Raw genomic sequence first — 20,093 nt, 5'->3', positions numbered from 1 at the left:
GCGGCAGGCGCCGGCGCGGCGGCCGCCTCGGACGCCAACCACTCGCCGAGCGCCACGGCAGTTGCCTGCCCGTGCTCGTGCACGCTGGCCGACGCGCCCCAGCCATGCAGCAGACGGCGCGACTTGAGCAGGTCGAGCGCCATCGCGGCGCCCTGGTCGCCGACGTCGTAGCGGCGCTTGATCACGGCGACCGTCAACGTCTCGCCGGGCTTCAGGTCGCCGTTCGCGATCTGCGCGCGCACGGTCTCGAAGACACGCTCGCACTGGGCGTCGAAACCTTCGGCGGCGACGGGCGGCAAGGGCGCGGCGGCGGTGGCGGCGGTGGTGCTGGAAACCGTTGAACGCGGCGTCGATGCCGCCGGCTGGGCCGACGGTGTCGGCGGCACACCCTTCGCGGCCTTCGCCGCTGCGGGTTGCGCGTTCCCGCCCGGTTCCGCGTCTGTCGGCGCCTGCGGCACCGCGGCCGGGGTTGCCGGCGACGCGACGGCCGGCGGCTTGGCGGCAGTCGCGCCGATGCTGGCGCCGGCCGCCACCGCGACTTCGGCATAACCCTTGCCGGTCTTCTCCTTGACGAGCTTGTCGAGCGCGGCGCGCGCCTTCGCGTCGTCCGCGAACGACTTCGTCTGGCTCTGGCCCGCGGTGCCGATGCGGCCCCAGCGGATATTGAGCCCGGAGCCTTCCTGCTCCACTTCCCAGAACTTGCTGGAGTTGCCTTCGATCAGTTCAAAACGACGCATCCGTTCCCTCTCACTCGGATCGACGACGCGGCACGATGCCGCGCCCGCATGCCATGGCCGCAACGCAGCCATGACGCCCTCTCGTTCATTCATCCCGCGAGCCGTGCAGCCTGCCCGACGGCTCGCGGTGTCGGGCGCCGACTGCTCGCCCGTTCGACGGTCATGCCGTCATTGCTCGACGATGCCCAGCAGCAGCAACGTCAGCGAACCCAGTTGCGTCAGGATCGACGCCGATTGCGCACCGCGCAGGCCGTCGGCCAGCGTGCGCAGCAGTCGCCCCGCGTGCGCGAGGCCGGCCCGCTCCAGTCGCGTGGCCTGCGCCAGCGCACGCTCGACCGCGCCGCCGCCCTGATGGCGCATGCCCTGGCGCAGCCATTCGGCCAGCAGCGCCAGCGTGTCCTCCGCGAGCGCGACCAGCGCGGGCAACGACCCGCGCCCGCCGGCCAGCGGCAGCGGTTGCGGCGCCGTCGTTTCGGTCTGCAGCACGACGGCGCGCTGCGCGGTCAACACGGCCAGCGGCCGCATCACGGCCGTGCCCGCATGCAGCCGGACGGTACCTGCCAGCGCGCGCAACGCGCCCCATTCGCCGGCCAGCACGCGTGCCAGCGCATCGACCGCGCCGGGTGCCACGGCGCGATGCGGCAGCGCGAGGTGCAGCACATCGTCGCCTTCCACATCGACCGTCCCTGCTTCCCCCTGCTCGAGCTGCGCGTGCAGCACCTGGGCAGCCGCATCCCAATGGACCGACCGCACGACCATCGGCTCGAACGCGACCACGTGCAGCGACCCGGCCGCGCCGGCCGCCGCGCCGTTCGCCGCCTGTCTCGGCCGCACGAAGTCGGGCAGCGCGTCACGCAGGTGCGCGACGAGCGCCGCGATGCCCGGCTGGCGGATCGGCGCGACGAGATCGTCCCAGGAGGTCGGCGACAGCGGCAGCACGCCTGTCTGCCGCACGCCGGCGGAGATGTCGACCGCACCGTTCGCGCGCCGCTTCGCGGTCTTCGTGACGACCTGCCCGGCGGCGATCTGCCGCAACGGAAAACCCGCGACGCGGCGGCCGGCCAGATCCGGCGCACGGCCGCCGGCCGCGACGTCGGCGGCACGCGGCCAGTTGCGCGTCAGCACCATCACGGTCTGCGTATCGGGATCGGCGAACAGCACGCTCGCCCCCTCTTCCGCGTCGTCGGCCCACAGCTCGACGCCGAGCGACACCAGCCGCAAATGATCGAGTTCCACCTCGCCCTTCACGCCGATGCCGAGCATCTGGCGGACCGGCACCGCGGCACCCTCAAGCTGCGTCGCGGCGGACAACGCCGCGCGCAAGCGCGCCCACAGTTCGGCCAGCACGCGCACGAGCCGCAGCGGCTCGAAGCGGCTGCTGCGCGCATGCTGTGCATGCACGAGCTGCCAGGCTTCGTCGAGCGCGTCGTCGACCCACTGCCAGCCGCGCTCGCGCAGGCGGCCGCGCAGCGACTCCACGCGCGCGGCCAGCGCGATCGGCGGCTGGCTCGAACCGTCCAGCCACAGCGCGTGCACCAGCCTGTCGAGGTCGGCGATCAGCGCGTGCGCCGCGTCGTCGCGCAACGGCGACCGGTCGTCGCCACGCTCGTCTTCTTCGCCGGCCGGCGGGCGCACCTCGACGATCGTCTCCGGTACGCCGTCGGCCGGCGCCCCGGCTTGCCGGAATGCCCAGACGGCCAGCACGACGTGCGCGCAGCCGCTGCCCTGCCGGCAGTCACAACGCGCATGCGCGAGCGAGCGTCGCGAGAAGAACCGCACGGTGCACATCGGCAGGCGTGCAACCGGCGACGACTGTGCGCCGGACCACGGCTGCACGGTCACGGCGGGCCGCGCGGCCGCCATGCGCGCGGCCTGTTCGAGCACCGACGGCGCAAAACTCGCCGCCAGCGCGGCATCGTCGAAATCGGCGGGGCTCCATGCGCGATCCGCGGACGACGTGCCATTCGTGTCGTCGCCCGGCGGCGCATCGTCCGCACCGGTACCTGTTGCGCCGCGTGCGACATCGTCCGGATTGCAGATCGATTCATCGCGCGTATCGGCCTGCCCCGTCCTGTCGTCTCCGCCCGCACGCGCCTCGCCCGGGGCAGCCGCTTCGTTCCCCCGCATGCTCGCCTGATAGGCGAACACCAGCATCACGCGATGCCGGCACATGCCGCTCGCGGTGCAGTTGCACGCCGCGTCGCGCAAGGTCCGGCCCGGCGGCAAGCTGGTACGCACGCCGTCGGCGAACGACGCGTGCACCGTACCGTCGCCGTCGACGGTCACTGCCGGCAACGCGCCGGCGGCGACATCCTTCTGTGCGCGCTTGACGAACCCGGCGTTGGCGAGCGCCGTCAGCGCTTCGGGCGTCAGTTCGAGGAGGTCGTCGCGGATCGGTGCGCTCATCCCTGCACCTTCTCGGCAAGCCACGCGGCCAGTTGGCCGGGCGTCATCGCGCCGACCTGCGCACCGGCGTTCACGAGCCGCGCGGCCATCTCGCGGTCGTAGGCGGGCTCGGCAGCCGAATCGAGCGCGGCCAGCCCGAGCACGCGCGCGCCGCTCTCGGCCAGCGCCTTCACGCGGCGCACGAGTTCGTAGCCGCTGCCGCCTTCATAGAAATCGCTGACCAGCACGATGATCGTGCGGGCGGGATTCGCGACGCAGGATTGCGCATACGCGACGGCCTTCGCGATGTCCGTGCCACCGCCGAGCTGAACCTTCATCAGCAGCTCGACCGGGTCGGACACGTCGGCGGTCAGGTCGACCACCGACGTGTCGAAGGCCACGAGCCGCGTACGCATGCCCGGCAATTGCCACAGACACGCGGCCATCACCGCGCTGTGAATCACCGAGTTGACCATCGACCCGCTCTGGTCGACGAGCAGCACGATGTCCCACGGCTCGGCGTGGCGACGCGTGCGACTGTTGAAGACCGGCGTGTCGAGATACAGCTTGCGCCGCTCGGGATGCCAGTGGCGCAGGTTCGCGGCCAGCGTGCGCGTGTAGTCGAAATTGCGCGCGATCTTCATCCGCGAGCGCCGGCGCCGGTCGCGCGTGCCGCTGAAGGCCTGCCGCACGTCGGTCGCCAGCCGCTCCATGATTCGCCGGACCACCTCGGCAACCAGCCGCCGCGCGGCCGCCAGCACCTCGGGATTCATCAGGTGCTTCGTGTGCAGCACGGCGCGCAGCAACGATTCGGACGGCTCGATCCGCTCCAGCACCTCGAGGTTCGTGACGACTTCGTCGATGCCGAAACGCTCGACCGCGTCGCGTTCGAGCCGGTCGATCACCTCCTTCGGAAACAGCGTGTGGATCGTGTTGATCCAGTCCGGCGTGGTCAGCGCGGACGGCCCGAGGCCGGCCCCGCGCTCGCCGCGCTGCGCGCGGTCGTCGTCGCGGCCGTACAGCCAGTCGAGCGCCGCATCGGCGGCCCGCGCGTCCGCACCCGGCGTGCCGCATGCGGCCTCGGCCGGTTCGCCGAGCAGCAGGCGCCAGCGTTCGAGCGGACCGGGAATGTTCAGCGGCATGGCAGGACTCGCGGAAAACGCGCCGCACCGTGCCGTGACGGCGCGACATCGTGGTAAGAGAAGCGGAAGCCGGATGCGCGGCGGCCTGTCGGTCGGCACTTCATGACGCCTCCGGATCGGGCGTGAGCCCCCAGCGGCGCAAACGGCCGAGCACCTGCGCCTCGATGCGCGCGGCGTGCGCGGCCTCTTCGGGCGAGGCATCGTCCGCGTGCCGCTCCGTCAGCACGCGGCGTGACAGGTGTGTCGCGTCGTGCAGCGCGAGCACCTGATCCGCGAGCTGCCCGCGCTCCCGCGGCGGCAACCACGCGAACGCGCTGCGCAAGCCCGGCAACGCGAGCACGAAATCGGCGTCGTCGAGCGCGCGTATGGTCGCATCCATGCCCGCGACGAAAGCCGGTGCGCTTGCCAGTGTCTCGCGCGCCAGCGCAAGCAAACCGCCGAGCGCATCGCCGAGCGCGGCGGCCGGCATCGCCCGCAGCAGCGCCATCGCATCGTCGATACCGGCGACGGGTTGACCGTCGTCGACGCCGGCCTGCCCCGCCAGGCCGAGCAGCGCGCCGAGCGCCGCGCCGCGACTCGCGGGCGCCGCTGCCGTATCGGCCGCCTTGCGCCGCCAGACGGCCAGCGCGCGCGACGGCTCGATCACGAGCGGCGTGTGGCCGGCACCGTCGGCACCGTCGGCACCGGCCAGTACGTCGGCTACGATCCGGCGCAGTGCGGCGTGCCCCTGTACGTGGGCGTCGAGATCGGCCGGCGGCAGCGCGGCGGCCGGCTCCAGCAACCATAGCGCGCGATCGAACCCGGCCTCGACGACGATCCGCAGCACCGGTGCATCGTTCATGCCGAGCAGATGGCCGTGACGCAGCAGCGTATGCAGGTTGCCGAGCGCCGGGGCGAGCGACTCGAAGCGCTGCTCGCGCGCGACCGCATCGTGCAGCGTGTCCAGCAGCGCGGTGCTCAGCGCTGCCAGCCCGGCCCACGCGGCGCGGTTCAGGCCATCCGCGAGCGGCGCGATGCGGCCACCCGCCTCACGCAATTCATCCTCGAGCCGCGCGCGTGCCGCGTCGGACAGCGTTGCGCCCCACGCGCCGGCTTCGATCAACGCCGCCTGCTGCTCGAGCGGCTCGCCGAGCTGCCAGACTTCGTCGCGCTCGCCCGACATCGCAAGCTGTGCGCCCTGGCGGCGCACGATGCCCGGTACGCGCAGCAGCGCCAGCCGGTGCAGCACGCGGCTGCGCGCACGCCCCTGGTCGGTCAGCAGGTCGAGCGTCAGCGTGCCGTGCAGCACGATGCCGAGCGCGGCCAGCTCGTCGCGCACCGCGGCGACGAGCGGCGGTTGCGGCGTACCGGGCGCGAGCTCGCCGGCGGCGTCGCCCGCCAGCGCATCCATCGCCTCGACCAGCACCGGATCGGTGCCGGCCCGCAGCGGCCCGCGATAGGTCCACGGCAGCGGCGCGTCGAGCGCCTCCTTCACCAGCGCGCCGGCCAGCGCGTCGAGCCAGTCGCAACGCAACGGCCGCGCGTGGCCGCGCAGGCGTGCCAGCCCTTCGGCCCGCACGTGCACGGCAATCAGGTCGGCCGTCGATACCGGCAGCTTGCGCGCGCGCAGCCGCTGCCTCACGTTCTCGAGCACGCGACGCGCCGCCGCTTCCGCGCCGTCAGCCCAGACCCACTGGTAATAAGCCGGCGAAGGCATCCCCGATGCGTAGCCCGCGAACGCGTCGAGACGCTTGAACGTGTAAGGCACGAGATAGGAACCGTAGCGGACGCTGCGCGCAGCCCCGTCGGCGGTCGTCGAATCCGTGTCGCACGCGCCGGCGTCGTCTTCCCGTTCGTCGGGCACGGCACCGGCATCGCCGTCGATCGCGCCGGGTTCGGGCGTATCGGGCAACGCGGCCGGCCGCGTGCGCCAGAGTGTCGCCAGCGCCGGCGCGTGATAACCGCCGCAGACGACCAGCACGTCGTCCGCCTGCCCGTCGGCTTCGGCGACGGCCCACGCGATCCAGCGCGCCATCATCCGTTCGCGTGCCTGGTTGCCGAGCGAGCCCGGATCGTCGGCGCGCAGATGCGAGAAGTAGGTCGACAGGCGCGCCTCGAGTTCGTCCAGCGCGCCCGGCGTATCGCCGACGTCCTCGAACAGGTGATCCCACAGCGCATCGCGGCCTTGCACCGAGAGCGTGTCCGCCAGCGCGCGCTCGTATGCGTCGGCGCGGGCCTCGTGTTCGGCGTCCGCGACATCGGCATAGCGGTTCTCGAGCCGCGAGAACGCCGCGTGCCACGCGGGCAGGTCGATGAACCGGACCGTCGCGCCGACTTCGCGCCCCGCCTGCAATGCCTGCCATTCCGGCGAATGCTCGGCGAACGGCGTCCACGAGCCGTAATGCGCGGAATCGCCGGACAGATAACTGTAGATCGCGATCGGCAGGCGGTGCGGACGATACAGTTCGTCGAGCCGGCCGTTGAAGTCGGCCGGCCCCTCGATCAGCACGTAGCGCGGCCGCCGTGCGCGGATGCGCTCGGCCACCAGCCGCGCGCACGCGGGGCTGTGATGGCGGATGCCGACGATGTGCGGCTGGCCGGGCGTCACGGTCTGCATGCGGCGCCTGTCAGTCGAAGTCGATGCATACGGAGGCGCCGGACGCGATGCAGCCCGACCTGCCCTTGTCGATCTCTACGCCCTTTACGCCCTTTTTGCCGTGCTCGCGGCACGCATCGGGCGTACGACGCCCCGGCCCGCGCATGCCGCCGCGATCGGTCGTACTCATGTCGCGCATCACGGCAGACGGTGGCGTGCCGCGTAATACGCGCGCCAGTGCGCCCCTTCGCGCCGGGCGGCCTTCTGTTCGAAATAGCGGCGCAGCTTCGCGCGATCGTCGGCGTTGTCCTTGACCACGGTGCCGGCGATGCAGTCGACGAGATCCTGCGGCGACCCTTCACGCTGCTCGAGAAACCATGCGCGCACGCCGACCGCATGCGCGACGTTCACCGCTTCGGCCGTCGACATCACCGCCGTCAGCCGGTCCATCGCGCCGTCGCTGCCCGCCGCATCGCCGGCCCCGCCGCGCAAATCGCGAAACGTGGTGACCAGCAGTTCCAGCACCGGCTGCGGCACGGCCGCCGGAATGCCGCTGCCGGCCAGCAGGCGCGCGCTGGCTTCGCGCACGAGCGCGAGTTCGCTGTCGAAGTCGAGAATCGGAAACACGGTTTCGAAATCGAAGCGCCGCTTGAGCGCCGCACTCATCTCGTTCACGCCACGGTCGCGCGTGTTCGCGGTCGCGATGATGTTGAAGCCCTCGCGCGCGTACAGCATCCCGTGTTCGCCGTGCAGTTCGGGCACGGCCATCACGCGATCCGACAGCATGCCGAGCAGGCAGTCCTGCACTTCCAGCGGCGCACGCGTGATTTCCTCGAAGCGCACGATCCGGCCGTCGTGCATGCCCTGGTACAGCGGCGCGGGCACGAGCGCGCGCGGGCTCGGCCCTTCGTTGATCAGCAACGCGTAGTTCCAGCCGTACTTGATCTGGTCTTCGGTGATCGATGCGCCGCCCTGGATCGTCAGCGTCGATGTGCCGCTGATCGCGGCCGCCAGCAGCTCGGACAGCATCGATTTCGCGGTGCCCGGCTCGCCGACCAGCATCAGCCCGCGCCCGGTGGCGAGCGTGACGAGCATGCGCTCGATGCTCGCGATCGGCGCGACCACCTTCGGCGCGATGCCGAGCGAGCGATCGCCGGCAATGAATGCGCGGGCGGCCGTCAGACTCAGTTGCCAGCCCGGCGGGCGTGGTTGGGCGCCATCCTGCGCCTTCAGCTGCGCGAGCTGATCGGCATACAGGACTTCAGCGGGCGGACGCTGCAATGCATGCGGTTGAGACGGAGCCATGTCTGCTTCTTCTTGTCTTGTATTCGCGGTCGGGCTCGAAGGCCCTCGGAGCGCGAATTATATCGCCGCGCGCAAGATCGCGATCCGTCGATGACGGTATTTGTCATCTCATGGGCCGATCGCCGGAGCGGGCGCCGGCTTGCGATGCGTCGAGCCGGGGAGAAACCGCATCGGGCTCGCGTGGCGCAACGCGGTGGCGTCGGCCGGGCCGGAATCCGGATGACGTCCGGGGGCGCTGCCCGAAGGGAAAGCGGAATCGGGCAACGCGGGTTACCCGATCCTTAAAGGGGGAAGTCATTGAATTCACGAGCACCCGGCCGGCGTGAACCGATTCAGTTCACGACGGACAGGGTGCTCGAGTCCGGTCGCGCGGCGAGGCGACTGGAACCGACGACGCGACAGTCTCTACATCGACAAAGCGGCCGCCAACCGCACGCTTTCGATCATCGCCGCGGTCGCCCGGTTGGCCCTCGTCGACCACATCCCGCACGAATCCTCGCCGGCATCGCGCCGGCGAGGATTCATCGGCGACGGAGGGCGGCATCCCGCGTCGCCAATCCGGATCAAACCGCGATACGTGCCAGGCGGCTGCGGATGATCTCCGTCGCCTCGCTCACGATGCGCTCGACGAGTTCCTTCACGGTCGGGATATCGCGGATCAGGCCGACGACCAGGCCGCACGACCACGCGCCCGCGTCGAGCGCGCCCTCCTTCATGATGCGCGGATACACGCCGGCGACTTCTTCGGCGATATCGTCAAACCGGATGCCGGCGCCGAGCCTGCTTTCCTTTTCGAGAATGCGATCGACCGCGGCATTGCGCAGCACGCGCTCGGTATTGCGCAACGGGCGCATGACCAGGCGCGTATCCAGCTCGGAGGCCGCGACCAGCGCCTGCTTCACGTTCTCGTGCACCGGTGCCTCGCGGGTGGCGACGAAGCGCGTTCCCATGTTGATGCCGTCCGCGCCGAGCGAAAGTGCCGCAACCAGCGACCGGCCGTCAGCCATGCCGCCGGAGGCCACGAACGGAATCCTGAGTTCTTCGGCGGCGCGCGGCAGCAGAATGAAGTTCGGAATGTCGTCCTCGCCAGGGTGGCCGCCGCATTCGAATCCGTCCACGCTGACCGCATCGCAGCCGATGGACTCGGCCTTCAGCGCGTGGCGAATCGACGTGCACTTGTGGATCACCTTGATGTGCGCTTCCTTGAGCGCGGCCAGGTAGGGCTGCGGGTTGTTGCCGGCCGTTTCGACGACCTTGACCCCGCCTTCGACGATGGCCCGGATATAGCCGGGATAGTCGGGGGACGTGACGGTCGGCAGGAACGTGAGGTTCACGCCGAACGGCTTGTCGGTCATTTCGCGGCAACGCCGGATTTCAGCGGCCAGATCGGCCGGCGATCGCTGGGTCAGGCCGGTGATGATGCCGAGTCCGCCGGCGTTGGAGACTGCTGCGGCCAGCTCCGCGTACCCGACATGGTGCATGCCGCCCTGGATGATCGGATAGTCGATGTCGAAAAGTTCGGTGATCCTGGTTTTCATGATGTTTGCGGTTCAGGTTGAGACGAAAGCGCCTTCGCATGCAGGGCACGCTGCGGCCCCGACGCGCGTCACTGCGCGGCTGAATCGGCGGTGCGAAGCCGACGGAACTCCACGCTGCCGGGCAACGGAGGCGCCTGCCGCTACCCGGGGGCGGCCACATTGTCCTTCTCGTGGCCCGGACGGCACACGATACTGCGTCCCCCGCGCTGCCGGCCGCATGGCGATCCTGTCGCTGCGCGTCAATTGGCGCGAGGTTGACACGACCAGTTTCCTCTCGGGCCGAACTGCCGTACATTGGCGAAACTGACACATCGAATGCGATATCCGACACATCATGCCCCGCGCCGCCATTCTTGCGTATGACGATTGCTACGCGTCCAGCCTGGGCGGGTTCGCCGACATCCTGCAGATCGCGAACGCGCACTGGCGGCGACAAAGGGGCGATGGCAATGCGCAGTTCGAATGGCGGTTCGTTTCTCCGACGGGGAAGCCGGTCATGGCGAGCAACGGCTTGCAACTGAACACGGAGCCGATCCGGCCGCGCGAGAAGTTCGACCTGGTTTTCATTCCCAGTGCGCATTACGCGAGCGGCAAGGCCTTCGACCGGTTGCTGGCACGACAGTCGGCCGCATGCGACTGGCTGGTTTCGCAATGGAACGCGGGGGCCTATCTTGCGGCGAACTGCACCGGCACGTTCGTCCTGGCCAGAACCGGCCTCCTGGACGAACGGCCCGCGACGACCACTTGGTGGCTGGCCGATCAGTTCCGCAGCCGGTTTCCCCGCGTCGACCTTCAGCTGGAACCCGTCGTCACCGAAGCCGACCGCCTGATCTGTGCCGGAGCATCGGCGTCCTTCCTGCTGCAGACCATCCATGTCATCGAACGCTTCTGCGGGGCGGCCATCGCCGCGCAATGCGCGAAGACGATGCTGATCGACGTCAGCCAGACGAAGCAATTGCCGTATCTCCCGTTGCTGGCAGACAAGGAACACGCCGACTCGCTGGTTCACCGCGCGCAGTATTGGCTGCAGAAGAACATGACGAAGGACGTGAAGATGTCGGAGATGGCGCATGAGCTCGGCGTGAGCGAGCGCACGATCATCCGCCGGTTCCGCGCGGCGCTGAATCAGCCGCCGTTACGGTATTTGCAGAACCTGCGCATCGAAGCCGCGCGCGGCTTGCTGGAGGCCGGCGATCTCAGCCTCGAGCGGATTACGGCCCAGGTGGGATACAGCGATACCAGCTCGTTCTGCCGACTGTTCAAGGACAAGGTCGGCCTCAGCCCCGGCGCATACCGCGATCGCTTTCGCCCCGCGGGGGAATCGTAGACAACCCGACGTGAGAGCGCCGGCACGATTCACGCCACGTTCGGTTACGATTGCCCGATCGCGCCCACGATCGAAGCGGTCGAGCCCGATGAAATGCAGCGGCGTCATACGGCGCTGCTGTCCGGCGGTCAGCAGACAACCCGAACGGCGCGCCGCGCGCGCCGTTCGATCACCCCGACCTTCGCGATGCACTATCACCCCGACGACATCTGCCGGCTCTACCGGAGCGTGCCGACGCTGCTGCTGAACCGCCCGGCGCCGGCCGAACGGTTCCTGGCCGCTGCTGTCGAGACCGGCGCCGAACTCGGCCATGTGCTGCGCGACTACCCGCAGGTACGCTACCAGCCGCTCGACTTCCACTACCTGTGCCAGCAAAGCCTGTCCGTGCTCGACGACACGCTGCTGGCCGACCTCACGGACGACATGAACGTGGGATGGCGCGGCGCGCACTGGGCCGCGCTGTTGATCGCGTTATCGGGCGATGCGCGCCATCTGCCGCACCTCGACGAAGTCAGGCGCCACCGCGGCGTCGAGTGGGCGGCCGAGCTTGCGGAAGCCGCGTCCGGCCCCGACGCCGGGTCGTCGGCATTCCGTGGCTGCCGGTCGATCGTGCGCCTGCGCGATCAGCTTGCCGCGTTGCCGCGCGTCGCGGTCCGCTTGCGGCCCTGGCTTTCACCGGAAGCACTCGAAGCCAGGGCGATCGCCGTTCGTGCCGCGTATCGCGGCGGTGGCATCGAAGCCGCGCTGCCGGTTGCCCGACGCTAAGCTCCCCGTCGGCCATCGCTCGACGGACGATCACGCGATGGTCAACTGAATCACCTGACATCGCCCTTGAGCCCTTGAGCCTTTGAGCCCATCGCAAACCCGGCGACGGTTTTCCCGCCGAACCGCCCCCTCCCCGCTTTCGTCCGCCGCGATTCCACGCGATTTCGCAGAGGACCTTTCCTGTGCAACGCCTTAATCGACCGGCGCGCGATCTCCAATAATGGCCGCTCGATCCGCCGGCCGCCGCGCCGGTCAAACGATAAAAAACTCCTTTGCATTCCTACAAGATGAACAAACACGCCAGCACTCGACTCGCGGGGACCGCCATTGCCACCTGCCTGACCGCCTTCGCGTCGGAGGGCGCACACGCGCAGAGCAGCGTGACGCTGTACGGCCTGATCGACACGTCGATCACCTACGCGACCAACCAGCGCACGCACGGCGCCGGCTCGCCGGGAAGCGGCGCCGTCGCGATGACGAGCGGCGCCCTGAACGCGTCGCGCTGGGGGTTGCGCGGCCGCGAGGATCTTGGCGGCGGGATGGCCGCGATCTTCGGGCTCGAGAACGGTTTCTCGGGCACCACCGGCGCGCTGTCGCAGAAAGGCGTCGACATGTTCGGCCGCCAGGCATGGGTCGGCGTGAGCTCGAAGACGGCCGGCGAACTCACGTTCGGCCGCCAGTACGACCTGATCCTCGATTTCGTCACGCCGCTCGGCGCGTCCGGCCCCGGCTGGGGCGGCAATCTCGCGGTTCATCCGTACGACAACGACGATTCGAATCGCAACCTCCGCATCAACCAGGCGGTGAAGTACACGAGCCCGACGTATCGCGGGCTGAGGTTCGGCGCGATGTACGGGTTCTCGAACACGGCCGGCCAGTTCGCCAACAACGCGGCGTGGAGCGCGGGCGTGTCGTACGCGAACGGGCCGCTGAAGCTCGGCGCCGGTTACCTGAAGATCAGCCGTGACCGCAATGCGCCGAACCCGAACGGTGCGCTCAGCACGGTCGACGGCTCGGCGACGATCACGGGCGGCAACCAGCAGATCTGGGCCGCGGCGGGCCGTTATGCGTTCGGGCCGCATTCGGTCGGCGCCGCGTGGTCGCACTCGACCACCGACGGCGTGACGGGCGTGCTCCAGGGCAGCGGCATCGCGCCGTTGAAGGGAGAATCGCTGGTGTTCGACAATTTCTCGGTCGACGGGCGCTTCGCCGTCACGCGTGCGTTGAGCCTCTCGGCCGCGTACACGTACACGATGGGCCGCTTCGACACGCGCACCGGCCAGACGCGGCCCAAATGGAACCAGGTCGTCGCGCAAGCCGACTATGCGCTGTCGAAGCGCACGGATGCGTATCTCGAGGGCGTCTACCAGAGCGTGAGCGGCGGCAACGGCAACCCCGCGTTCAACGCGACCGTCTGGACGCTGACGCCGTCGGCGAACAGCAACCAGGTCGTCGTCGCACTGGGGCTGCGGCACAAGTTCTGAAGACGAAGCACCGCGTTACGACGCCGTCCGCTCAACGCATGCGTTTCGGCACGGCTCGATCGTCATGCCCCGAGCCGCAAAGGCCGTGCCCGTGCGCGGCCTTTGCGCAGTGGCATCGCGCCGCGTGACGGCACGAATGCCGCCCGGTCTGTGGCGTCGACGCAAAAAAATGCGGAGAAACTGGTCACGCTGTGACATTTTTCCTAATCTGTTTGCAGCGACGCCGAGATTTGGCGTTCCGGCCGCAACACTCTTTCATATGGCGCACCACCGGCTTACGAACATGATTCACGTCGCAGGTGCCGGATCTTTCGCGCCGTTCGGCCGGATACGGGCGTGTCGATCGCCCCACGCGTTCAATGCAGTCAACCGCTGGAGACGAACGATGAGCAAAACGAACCGATTTGCGGTCCTGACAACCGTCGTACTGCTGGCCGGTTGCCACCATGCGGCCAAGACACCCGAGAATGCCGGCATGGAGCCCGCGCCCTCGAGCGAAGCCGTCGCAACGGTGACGGCCGACGAGCTCAACAATCCGAACAGCCCGCTCGCGAAGCGCAGCATCTACTTCGATTTCGACCAGTACTCCGTCAAGCCCGAATACCAGTCGCTGCTGCAGGCACACGCCGACTACCTGCGCAGCCATCCGGCGCGGCACGTACTGATCCAGGGCAACACCGACGAACGCGGCACGTCCGAATACAACCTGGCGCTCGGCCAACGCCGTTCGCAGGCCGTGATGAGCGCGCTCGAAACGCTCGGTGTGCAAGCCACGCAACTCGAGGCGGTCAGCCTCGGCAAGGAAAAGCCGGTCGCGCTCGGCCACGACGAGGATTCGTGGGCACAGAACCGCCGCGCGGATCTCGTCTATCGTTGATCCCGGGCCGTCGTGACGGCGGCATTCGCTTCAGGAACGGCATGGCAGCCCGCTGGTCGCGCAAGCGGCCGCGCGGTGCCGCCCCTGCCCGCATGCCCGCCCCATGCATGCGATCGGCGCGAAGGCGGCCGATCGCGCAACGCTTCGCGCTCAACGCCGGCGATCGAGCCGGCGATGCAGCCAGTACGACATCACGGCCGACGTCACGATCGCATCGAGCGTGGCGATCGCGTCGATGTCGCTGAACTGGTCGATTTTCATCAGGTAACCCTCGAGTTCGACGAAACCGATCATCGCGCCGGCGCCGACGACCATCCCCAGCAGCACGAACCAGCGCCGCCGGAGCCGCGTGCCGATTGCGCCCATGATGCCGCCGGTCACGGCCGCCGGCAGGAAGTAGCCGAACAGGAACGACGCGAAGAAGATCAGCGGAACCATGCCCGCGCTGACTTTCAGTGCCCCCCACGACGGGCCGTCGATCAACGACCACCCGACCAGCATCACGGCCGGCCAGACGAGCGATGCGACCAGCGGGCCGCCGACCGCAAACGACAAGCAGCCGAGCACGGCGGGACGGAACGGACGCGACGACGGACGTTCAGCGGTGGCACTCATGTTTTTCGTGGTCGGAACCGGAATGGCGGCGTGCCGCAGTGTATCAACACGCCGTGCGACGACGCCGATCCGCCCCCTCGCATTCGACGATCCGCAAAACGCATGGAATAAACGCCCCGCCCGAAACGTTTCTTCAGCGCGCAGACGCACGGTTCACGCGAACCGGCCTTTCCCGCGGCCTGCGCGTTGCAAGGAGGTGGAAATGAGATCTGCAACCTTGGCCGCGGCGCTGATCGCGGCGCTGGTGCTCGTGCTGTCGGCAGGATGTACGTCGGGCGGCGGCGCGCCGCAAGGGCCGGGCATGAGCCGGTATGGCGGCAGTGGCGCGGGAGGTGCGGGCGGTGGCGGAGGAGGCAGCGGCTACTGAAGAACCGCCGCGAGCAGTCGGGCGACGCGTCGCGCACGAGCACCGGAAACCGGCTGAATCGCGCGCGACGCCCCGCCCGGCCGCACGACTTAACGCATGGCCTTCACGTCGGCCGGCGTGACGCTCGCGGGCTGGCCGCCCCACGTCGCACGCAGGTAGTTCGCGAGCTGCGCGAGTTCATCGTCGCTCAGCGTATGCGCGAAACCGGGCATCGGCTGCAGGTTCTCGAACCCGGCGAACTTCTGCTCGCCGATGCCGTCGAGCATCGCGACCAGCAGGTTGCGCGGGTCGCCCTGGCGCACCGTCGAATTGCCGTTCATCGGCACCGCCACGTGCGGCTTGCCTTCGCCGTTGAAGCCGTGACACCCCGCGCAGACCGCGAGATACACCGAGCGGCCGGCCGCGAGCTGCGCGGCGTCGGCCGACACCGGCTTCACCGGTTGCGGCGCGGGCGGCGTGTCGCCCAGCAGGTACACGGACAGCGCACGCAGGTCGTCCTTCGTCATGTATTGCGTGCTCAGGTGCACGACCGGGTACATCTCGCCGAACGCCGAGCCTTGCGGCGCGATGCCGACGCCGAAGAACGTCTGCAGGTCGGCGCCCGTCCAGCCGCGCGCGGCAAGGCCGGCCGGCGTGATGTCGGGCGCGGCCACGCGGCCGAGCGCCGCGCCCGCGAACGGCTTCGCGCTGTCGAGCTGGCCCGTGAACGCGCGCGGCGTGTGGCATTCCGCGCAGTGGCCGAGCGCACCCGCCAGATAGCGGCCGCGCTGCCAGTCGGCGGACTGGCCGGCCGAGGCATCGGGCAGGCTGTCCTTCAGGAACACCATGTCCCAGAAGACCATCCCGAAACGCAGGTTGTACGGGAACTTCAGCTCGTGCTCGCGGTTTTCCTGCGCGACCGGCCTGACGGTCTTCAGGTACGCGTACATCGCGTCGGAATCGGCACGCGTGAGCTGCCGGTACGACGTGTACGGCATCGACGGATACAGGCGCTTGCCCGGCGCCTTGCCGTCATGCAGCGCGGCGTAGAAATCGTCCGCGCTCCAGTTGCCGATCCCGTGATCCTTGTCCGGCGTGATGTTCGAGCCGTAGAACGTGCCGAACGGCGATTCGAGGGGCGCGCCGCCGGCGAACGGCGCGCCGTCCTTCGCGGTGTGGCACGCGGCGCAATCGGCGGCCTTGACGAGATAGCGGCCGCGCGCGACCGGGTCGGCACCGGGCGCGCCGGAAGCGGCGTTCGAGGCCGGGGCGTCGTGGCCGCCGCAAGCGGAGAGCAGCAGCGCGCAGGCCGCCGCGAGCACGGGAAGGCCCGCAGCCCGCGCGACACGATGAGCGAATGTGCGTTTCATGCGGCGTCCTTCACGAGTCCCGGCGTCGTCAGCACCACGTCCTTGACGGCTTCGTAGTAGCGGACATAGCCCGTGCAGCGGCAGAGGTGCGCATCGAGCGCCTCGGTGATCGTGCGCTCGACGTCGGCCTTCGCAACCGGTTCGCGCTTCAGGCGTTCGATCAGCACGGTCGCCGCGTTGACGAAACCCGGCGTGCAATAGCCGCACTGGAAGCTGAAGTGCTCGAGGAACTTCTGCTGGATCGGCGAAAGCTCGACCACTTCGCCCGCTTCGTTGCGCTTCGCGTGGCCTTCGATCGTGCGGATCGTGCGGCCGTGGAAGAAATGCGCGCCGGTGATGCAGGTGCGCATTTCCTCGCTCGTGCCGTCCGGCTTGTCGACGATCACGACGCACGCGTGGCAGATGCCCTGCCCGCAGCCGAGCCGCGACCCGGTGAGGCCCGCGTATTCGTGCAGGAACTCGATCATCATCAGCCCTTCCGGCACCTGCATCGGGCCGACGGACTTGCCGTTGATGTTGATCGACAGCGGTTTCGACTGGAACCGGACGAGCGGACGCTCGACGGCGGCCGGGGCCGATGCCGGTGCGGCCGGGGCCGAGGCCGGTGCGGAAGCGCCGGTCGCAGCGGCGCTGGCGCTCGCGGCCGAAGCCGCGGTTTGGGCGGTCGTCATGCGAGCACCTCCTGAATCTTTTGCGGGGTCACCGGCAGGTCGGTGAAACGATGGCCAATCGCGTGCGCGATGCCGTTCACGATCGCGCCGACGACGGGGATCATCACCACTTCGGCGACGCCCTTCGGCGGATCGGTCTCGGACAGCGGCGGCAGCACGTCGCCCGTCTGCGTCCAGACGGCGACGTCGGATGCGCGCGGCAGCTGGTAACGGTTGAAGTTCCACGTGCCGTTGCCGGGGCCGTCTTCATACAGCGGCAGGTATTCGTGCAACGCGTGGCCGATACCCATCGCGAGACCGCCCTGCAACTGGCCCGACACGAGCTGCGGCGAAATCTGGTTGCCGCATTCCATGATCGAGTGATGCGTGAGCAGCTCGACCTTGCCGGTCGCTTCGTGCACGGCCAGCTCGACCAGCGTGCCGACCGCCGTGTAGTACGTGACGGCCGCGTTGTTGCGGCTCGTCGGCGGGATGAACACGCGCTTGCGGTCCAGCACGCGGTAGCCGTTCGCGGTCGGCGGCAGCGTGCCGCGCATCGCGGTCGCGCCGGCAGGCGCGGCGGTGCCGGGCACCGGGCCGTTGTCGCCCGTCTTCGGTGCGCCGACGCGCAGCGACAGCCCGTCGATCGGCAAACGATCGACCACGCCGCCCACTTCGAACTCGGCGTCGGTCCACTGCCAGCGGTTGAACACGTGCACGACGGCGCCGGTCGGCAGGCCGAGCGCATGCGCCTGCTTCGCGAGCTGTTCGAACGACAGCGGCTCGAGACCGTCGGCGGTCAGCTTGCCGTCGACCCAACGCGCGTCCTCGATGCGGATCGTGTACGGCGCGGCCTGGCCGCCGCCGAGGCCGCGCGTCCAGATCGACATCGCCGCCGGCCACAGGCCGTAGCGGAACACCGCGCGCGCGGCTTCGCGCGTGCTGTGCGTGAAGTAGTACGCGGAGTTCGTCGCGCTCGACGGCGACGCGTAGCTCGGCGACCAGCGTGGGTTCGCGCTCAGGCGATCCTGGTCGGCCTGCGACATGATGTACGGATCGCCGCTGGTCTCGACCGGCAGGTCCGGCCACTCGGTCACGGCGACCTGCACGTCCGTCGCCGGACGGCCGAGCCACTTCACGACGGCCACCGCCTGCGACGTCGACATCCCGGTGCCGATCTCGGCAGCCGTGTGGCGCAGCGAAACCTTGCCATTCTCGTCGAATTCGACCTTCGCGAACGACGCTTCCGCGCCCGTGCCGAAGTCCTTCTGCACGCACGCGAAGCCGACGCCGTAGCGCTTGCCCGGGTTCGCCGCCTCGTATTCGGCCTTGCGCGCGGCGCGGCGCGTCCACAGCGGATGCTGCCTCGAACGCTCGAGCACCTCGTCGACGCGCAGCGCGCCGGCGGGAATCGCCCCTTGCGTGTTCTTCATCCCCGAACGCAGCGCGTTGCGCAGGCGGAAATCGATCGGGTCGATGTTCAGCTGCGCGGCAATCTCGTCGACCGCCATCTCGGTCGCCGCCATGCTCTGCAGCGTGCCGTAACCGCGCGCGGAACCGGCATCGATCGCGCGCGATGCAATCGCCACGGCCGCGAGGTCGCTCTTCGGGAAGTAGTAGATCGATTGCGCGGCCGTCGCGCCGACCATCGCGACCGACGGCGAGAAGTTCGAGCGCCCGCCGCCGTTCGCCTCGAAGTCGCCCTTGAACGACTGCAGCAGCCCCGTGTTGCGGTCCACGGCGATCCGGTAATGCATCTTGAACGCGTGACGCTTCAGCGACGTCTGGAACTGTTCGTAGCGATCGTTCGCGAAACGCACCGGGCGGCCGTCCGCGTACAGCGCGCAGACGAGGCCGTAGAACGGCACGTTGAAGTGATCCTTCGAGCCGTAGCCGACCGTGTAGCACGGATGCACGAACAGCTTCTTCACCGGGAAGCGGCACTTCGCGACCATCGCGGCCGCGTTCTCCGCCACTTCGAGCGGCGACTGGGTCGGCACGACGAGGTGCAGCGACTGCGTCGCGGCGTCGTACCAGCAGTTCGCGTTGTCGGGTTCGAGCGCGGCGGTGTCGACCGACTGCGTGCTGTATTCGCGGTCGAACACGAGCCAGTCGGCCGACGGATGGTCGAGCTCGCTCGCGATCTGCCCGGCGAGGAACATGCCCTGCTCGTCGAGCTTGCCGTGCTCCTTGCCGTCCGGCCACACCGGCAGGTGCTTGCGCATCATGCTCGGAAAGATCGGCGCGTCCTTCAGGCTCGAATAGACATCGTCGTCGTAGGCCGTCTTGCCGCCCACGCGCACGTAGCGGAAGGTGCCCCACGGATCGCGCTCGAGCGGGCCCGTGACCGCGCCGTAGCGGATCACGTCGTCGCGGAACTTGAGCGCGTTCTTCGCGAAGCGGAAGCGCGCGAAGTCGTGATAGATGAGGATCGCGACCGCATGGCCGAGATACGCGGGCGTCTTGCCGGCGGGCAGCAGCATGTCGTCGCCGTAGAACGCCGGGAACGCGACGCCGTCACGCACGAGATCGTCGGCCGTGACCACGCGGTCCGGTTTCAGCTCGTCGCCCAGCAGCGAAAGGTCGAAGCCTTCGTACGTGCGGTCGGCCTGCGTGACGCGCAGGATCAGCGCATGAGACTGCTGCTGCGGCCAGTGCGGCATGTCGGCTGCGCGCACGTCACGGGCGAACACTTTCGAGCCCGTGACCTTCGCGATGCCGTCGATGCGGAATTGGGGGATGCCGGTGACGCTATCCCATTTGACGGGGGTGAGGAGTTTTTCTTCGAAGAGCGCCGCGAACGCGCGGCTGCCCAGGGGCGCGACATATACTGCGACGCCCGCCAGCACGCTGGCTTTCAGAAAACCCCGCCGTGACAGGCCGTGGTTTTTCATTGGGGGGAACCTCCTGATACGGCTCGGACGGCGATCGGATGTCGCGACGTTCGGAGCGGCGCGCATTCTGGCATTGTTTTTGA

16 protein-coding genes are annotated in these 20,093 nt (G+C 69.1%); 5 read left to right on the top strand and 11 right to left on the bottom strand.

Annotation, left to right across the window (positions count from 1 at the left end; all coding sequences use genetic code 11):
- The 7 genes from L810_RS12810 to L810_RS12785 all read right to left on the bottom strand — a co-directional run.
- Positions 1–809: WGR domain-containing protein (locus tag L810_RS12810; RefSeq protein WP_257008845.1), on the bottom strand; the 809-nt coding region annotated here is incomplete at its 3' end.
- Between the two features lie 96 nt (positions 810–905).
- Entirely contained in the window at positions 906–3,143 is a 2,238-nt protein-coding gene (locus L810_RS12805) for a hypothetical protein (protein WP_021158781.1), read from the bottom strand.
- Positions 3,140–4,264, bottom strand: coding sequence for a vWA domain-containing protein (locus L810_RS12800; RefSeq protein WP_021158780.1), 1,125 nt, complete (start codon positions 4,262–4,264; stop codon positions 3,140–3,142). The genes L810_RS12805 and L810_RS12800 overlap by 4 nt, the downstream gene beginning before the upstream one ends.
- Positions 4,265–4,364: 100 nt before the next feature.
- Positions 4,365–6,860 (bottom strand): DUF5682 family protein, encoded by a 2,496-nt coding sequence (locus tag L810_RS12795; protein WP_021158779.1) that lies wholly within the window; start codon positions 6,858–6,860, stop codon positions 4,365–4,367.
- Between the two features lie 10 nt (positions 6,861–6,870).
- The gene (locus tag L810_RS47070) at positions 6,871–7,029 is read right to left on the bottom strand and encodes a hypothetical protein (protein WP_155836170.1); all 159 of its coding nucleotides are present in this window, start codon (positions 7,027–7,029) and stop codon (positions 6,871–6,873) included.
- Positions 7,030–7,037: 8 nt separating this feature from the next.
- Positions 7,038–8,144 (bottom strand): ATP-binding protein, encoded by a 1,107-nt coding sequence (locus L810_RS12790; RefSeq protein ID WP_021158777.1) that lies wholly within the window; start codon positions 8,142–8,144, stop codon positions 7,038–7,040.
- Between the two features lie 563 nt (positions 8,145–8,707).
- Entirely contained in the window at positions 8,708–9,682 is a 975-nt protein-coding gene (locus L810_RS12785) for an NAD(P)H-dependent flavin oxidoreductase (RefSeq protein WP_021158775.1), read from the bottom strand.
- 334 nt (positions 9,683–10,016) lie between these two features.
- Here L810_RS12785 and L810_RS12780 point away from each other — a divergent pair, with 334 nt between their 5' ends.
- The 4 genes from L810_RS12780 (at position 10,017) to pal (ending at position 14,135) form a co-directional block, all read left to right on the top strand.
- The gene (locus tag L810_RS12780) at positions 10,017–11,009 is read left to right on the top strand and encodes a GlxA family transcriptional regulator (protein ID WP_021158774.1); all 993 of its coding nucleotides are present in this window, start codon (positions 10,017–10,019) and stop codon (positions 11,007–11,009) included.
- Positions 11,010–11,102: 93 nt separating this feature from the next.
- Positions 11,103–11,774: a hypothetical protein gene (locus L810_RS12775; protein ID WP_021158773.1), complete on the top strand. Its 672-nt coding sequence runs from the start codon at positions 11,103–11,105 to the stop codon at positions 11,772–11,774.
- Positions 11,775–12,061: 287 nt separating this feature from the next.
- Positions 12,062–13,258, top strand: a complete 1,197-nt coding sequence (locus L810_RS12770) for a porin (protein ID WP_042974289.1) — start codon at positions 12,062–12,064, stop codon at positions 13,256–13,258.
- Between the two features lie 385 nt (positions 13,259–13,643).
- Positions 13,644–14,135: a peptidoglycan-associated lipoprotein Pal gene (pal, locus tag L810_RS12765; protein ID WP_042974287.1), complete on the top strand. Its 492-nt coding sequence runs from the start codon at positions 13,644–13,646 to the stop codon at positions 14,133–14,135.
- A 150-nt stretch (positions 14,136–14,285) separates the two neighbouring features.
- Here the strand turns inward: pal and L810_RS12760 are convergent, their stop codons facing one another.
- Complete coding sequence (locus L810_RS12760; protein WP_021158769.1) at positions 14,286–14,750, bottom strand: hypothetical protein; 465 nt, start codon at positions 14,748–14,750, stop codon at positions 14,286–14,288.
- 202 nt (positions 14,751–14,952) lie between these two features.
- Here L810_RS12760 and L810_RS48395 point away from each other — a divergent pair, with 202 nt between their 5' ends.
- Entirely contained in the window at positions 14,953–15,117 is a 165-nt protein-coding gene (locus L810_RS48395; protein ID WP_165580347.1) for a hypothetical protein, read from the top strand.
- Between the two features lie 89 nt (positions 15,118–15,206).
- On the opposite strand, the gene L810_RS12755 is transcribed toward L810_RS48395, so the two are convergent.
- The 3 genes from L810_RS12755 to L810_RS12745 are packed head-to-tail and all read right to left on the bottom strand — an operon-like array spanning position 15,207 to position 20,010.
- Positions 15,207–16,466 carry a cytochrome c gene (locus tag L810_RS12755; protein WP_021158767.1) on the bottom strand — a complete coding sequence of 420 codons (1,260 nt, stop codon included), beginning with the start codon at positions 16,464–16,466 and terminating at the stop codon, positions 15,207–15,209.
- Positions 16,463–17,137 (bottom strand): (2Fe-2S)-binding protein, encoded by a 675-nt coding sequence (locus L810_RS12750; protein ID WP_021158766.1) that lies wholly within the window; start codon positions 17,135–17,137, stop codon positions 16,463–16,465. Before L810_RS12750 ends, L810_RS12755 begins: the two co-directional genes overlap by 4 nt.
- Positions 17,134–20,010 (bottom strand): xanthine dehydrogenase family protein molybdopterin-binding subunit, encoded by a 2,877-nt coding sequence (locus tag L810_RS12745; protein WP_021158765.1) that lies wholly within the window; start codon positions 20,008–20,010, stop codon positions 17,134–17,136. Before L810_RS12745 ends, L810_RS12750 begins: the two co-directional genes overlap by 4 nt.
- Between the last annotated feature and the right edge of the window lie 83 nt (positions 20,011–20,093).

The sequence above is a fragment of the Burkholderia sp. AU4i genome, from assembly GCF_000466765.1.
In the GTDB taxonomy this organism is placed as follows: domain Bacteria; phylum Pseudomonadota; class Gammaproteobacteria; order Burkholderiales; family Burkholderiaceae; genus Burkholderia; species Burkholderia cepacia.
Note: the sequence above shows the minus strand (reverse complement) of the source record. Positions and strands in the feature narration are given on the sequence as shown.

What these genes read in the sequence shown, in the direction of transcription:
- L810_RS12805 (WP_021158781.1), bottom strand. Translation starts at nt 3,143, where the DNA reads ATGAGCGCACCGATCCGCGACGACCTCCTCGAACTGACGCCCGAAGCG.
- L810_RS12800 (WP_021158780.1), bottom strand. Translation starts at nt 4,264, where the DNA reads ATGCCGCTGAACATTCCCGGTCCGCTCGAACGCTGGCGCCTGCTGCTC.
- L810_RS12795 (WP_021158779.1), bottom strand. Translation starts at nt 6,860, where the DNA reads ATGCAGACCGTGACGCCCGGCCAGCCGCACATCGTCGGCATCCGCCAT.
- L810_RS47070 (WP_155836170.1), bottom strand. Translation starts at nt 7,029, where the DNA reads ATGAGTACGACCGATCGCGGCGGCATGCGCGGGCCGGGGCGTCGTACG.
- L810_RS12790 (WP_021158777.1), bottom strand. Translation starts at nt 8,144, where the DNA reads ATGGCTCCGTCTCAACCGCATGCATTGCAGCGTCCGCCCGCTGAAGTC.
- L810_RS12785 (WP_021158775.1), bottom strand. Translation starts at nt 9,682, where the DNA reads ATGAAAACCAGGATCACCGAACTTTTCGACATCGACTATCCGATCATC.
- L810_RS12780 (WP_021158774.1), top strand. Translation starts at nt 10,017, where the DNA reads ATGCCCCGCGCCGCCATTCTTGCGTATGACGATTGCTACGCGTCCAGC.
- L810_RS12775 (WP_021158773.1), top strand. Translation starts at nt 11,103, where the DNA reads ATGCAGCGGCGTCATACGGCGCTGCTGTCCGGCGGTCAGCAGACAACC.
- L810_RS12770 (WP_042974289.1), top strand. Translation starts at nt 12,062, where the DNA reads ATGAACAAACACGCCAGCACTCGACTCGCGGGGACCGCCATTGCCACC.
- pal (WP_042974287.1), top strand. Translation starts at nt 13,644, where the DNA reads ATGAGCAAAACGAACCGATTTGCGGTCCTGACAACCGTCGTACTGCTG.
- L810_RS12760 (WP_021158769.1), bottom strand. Translation starts at nt 14,750, where the DNA reads ATGAGTGCCACCGCTGAACGTCCGTCGTCGCGTCCGTTCCGTCCCGCC.
- L810_RS48395 (WP_165580347.1), top strand. Translation starts at nt 14,953, where the DNA reads ATGAGATCTGCAACCTTGGCCGCGGCGCTGATCGCGGCGCTGGTGCTC.
- L810_RS12755 (WP_021158767.1), bottom strand. Translation starts at nt 16,466, where the DNA reads ATGAAACGCACATTCGCTCATCGTGTCGCGCGGGCTGCGGGCCTTCCC.
- L810_RS12750 (WP_021158766.1), bottom strand. Translation starts at nt 17,137, where the DNA reads ATGACGACCGCCCAAACCGCGGCTTCGGCCGCGAGCGCCAGCGCCGCT.
- L810_RS12745 (WP_021158765.1), bottom strand. Translation starts at nt 20,010, where the DNA reads ATGAAAAACCACGGCCTGTCACGGCGGGGTTTTCTGAAAGCCAGCGTG.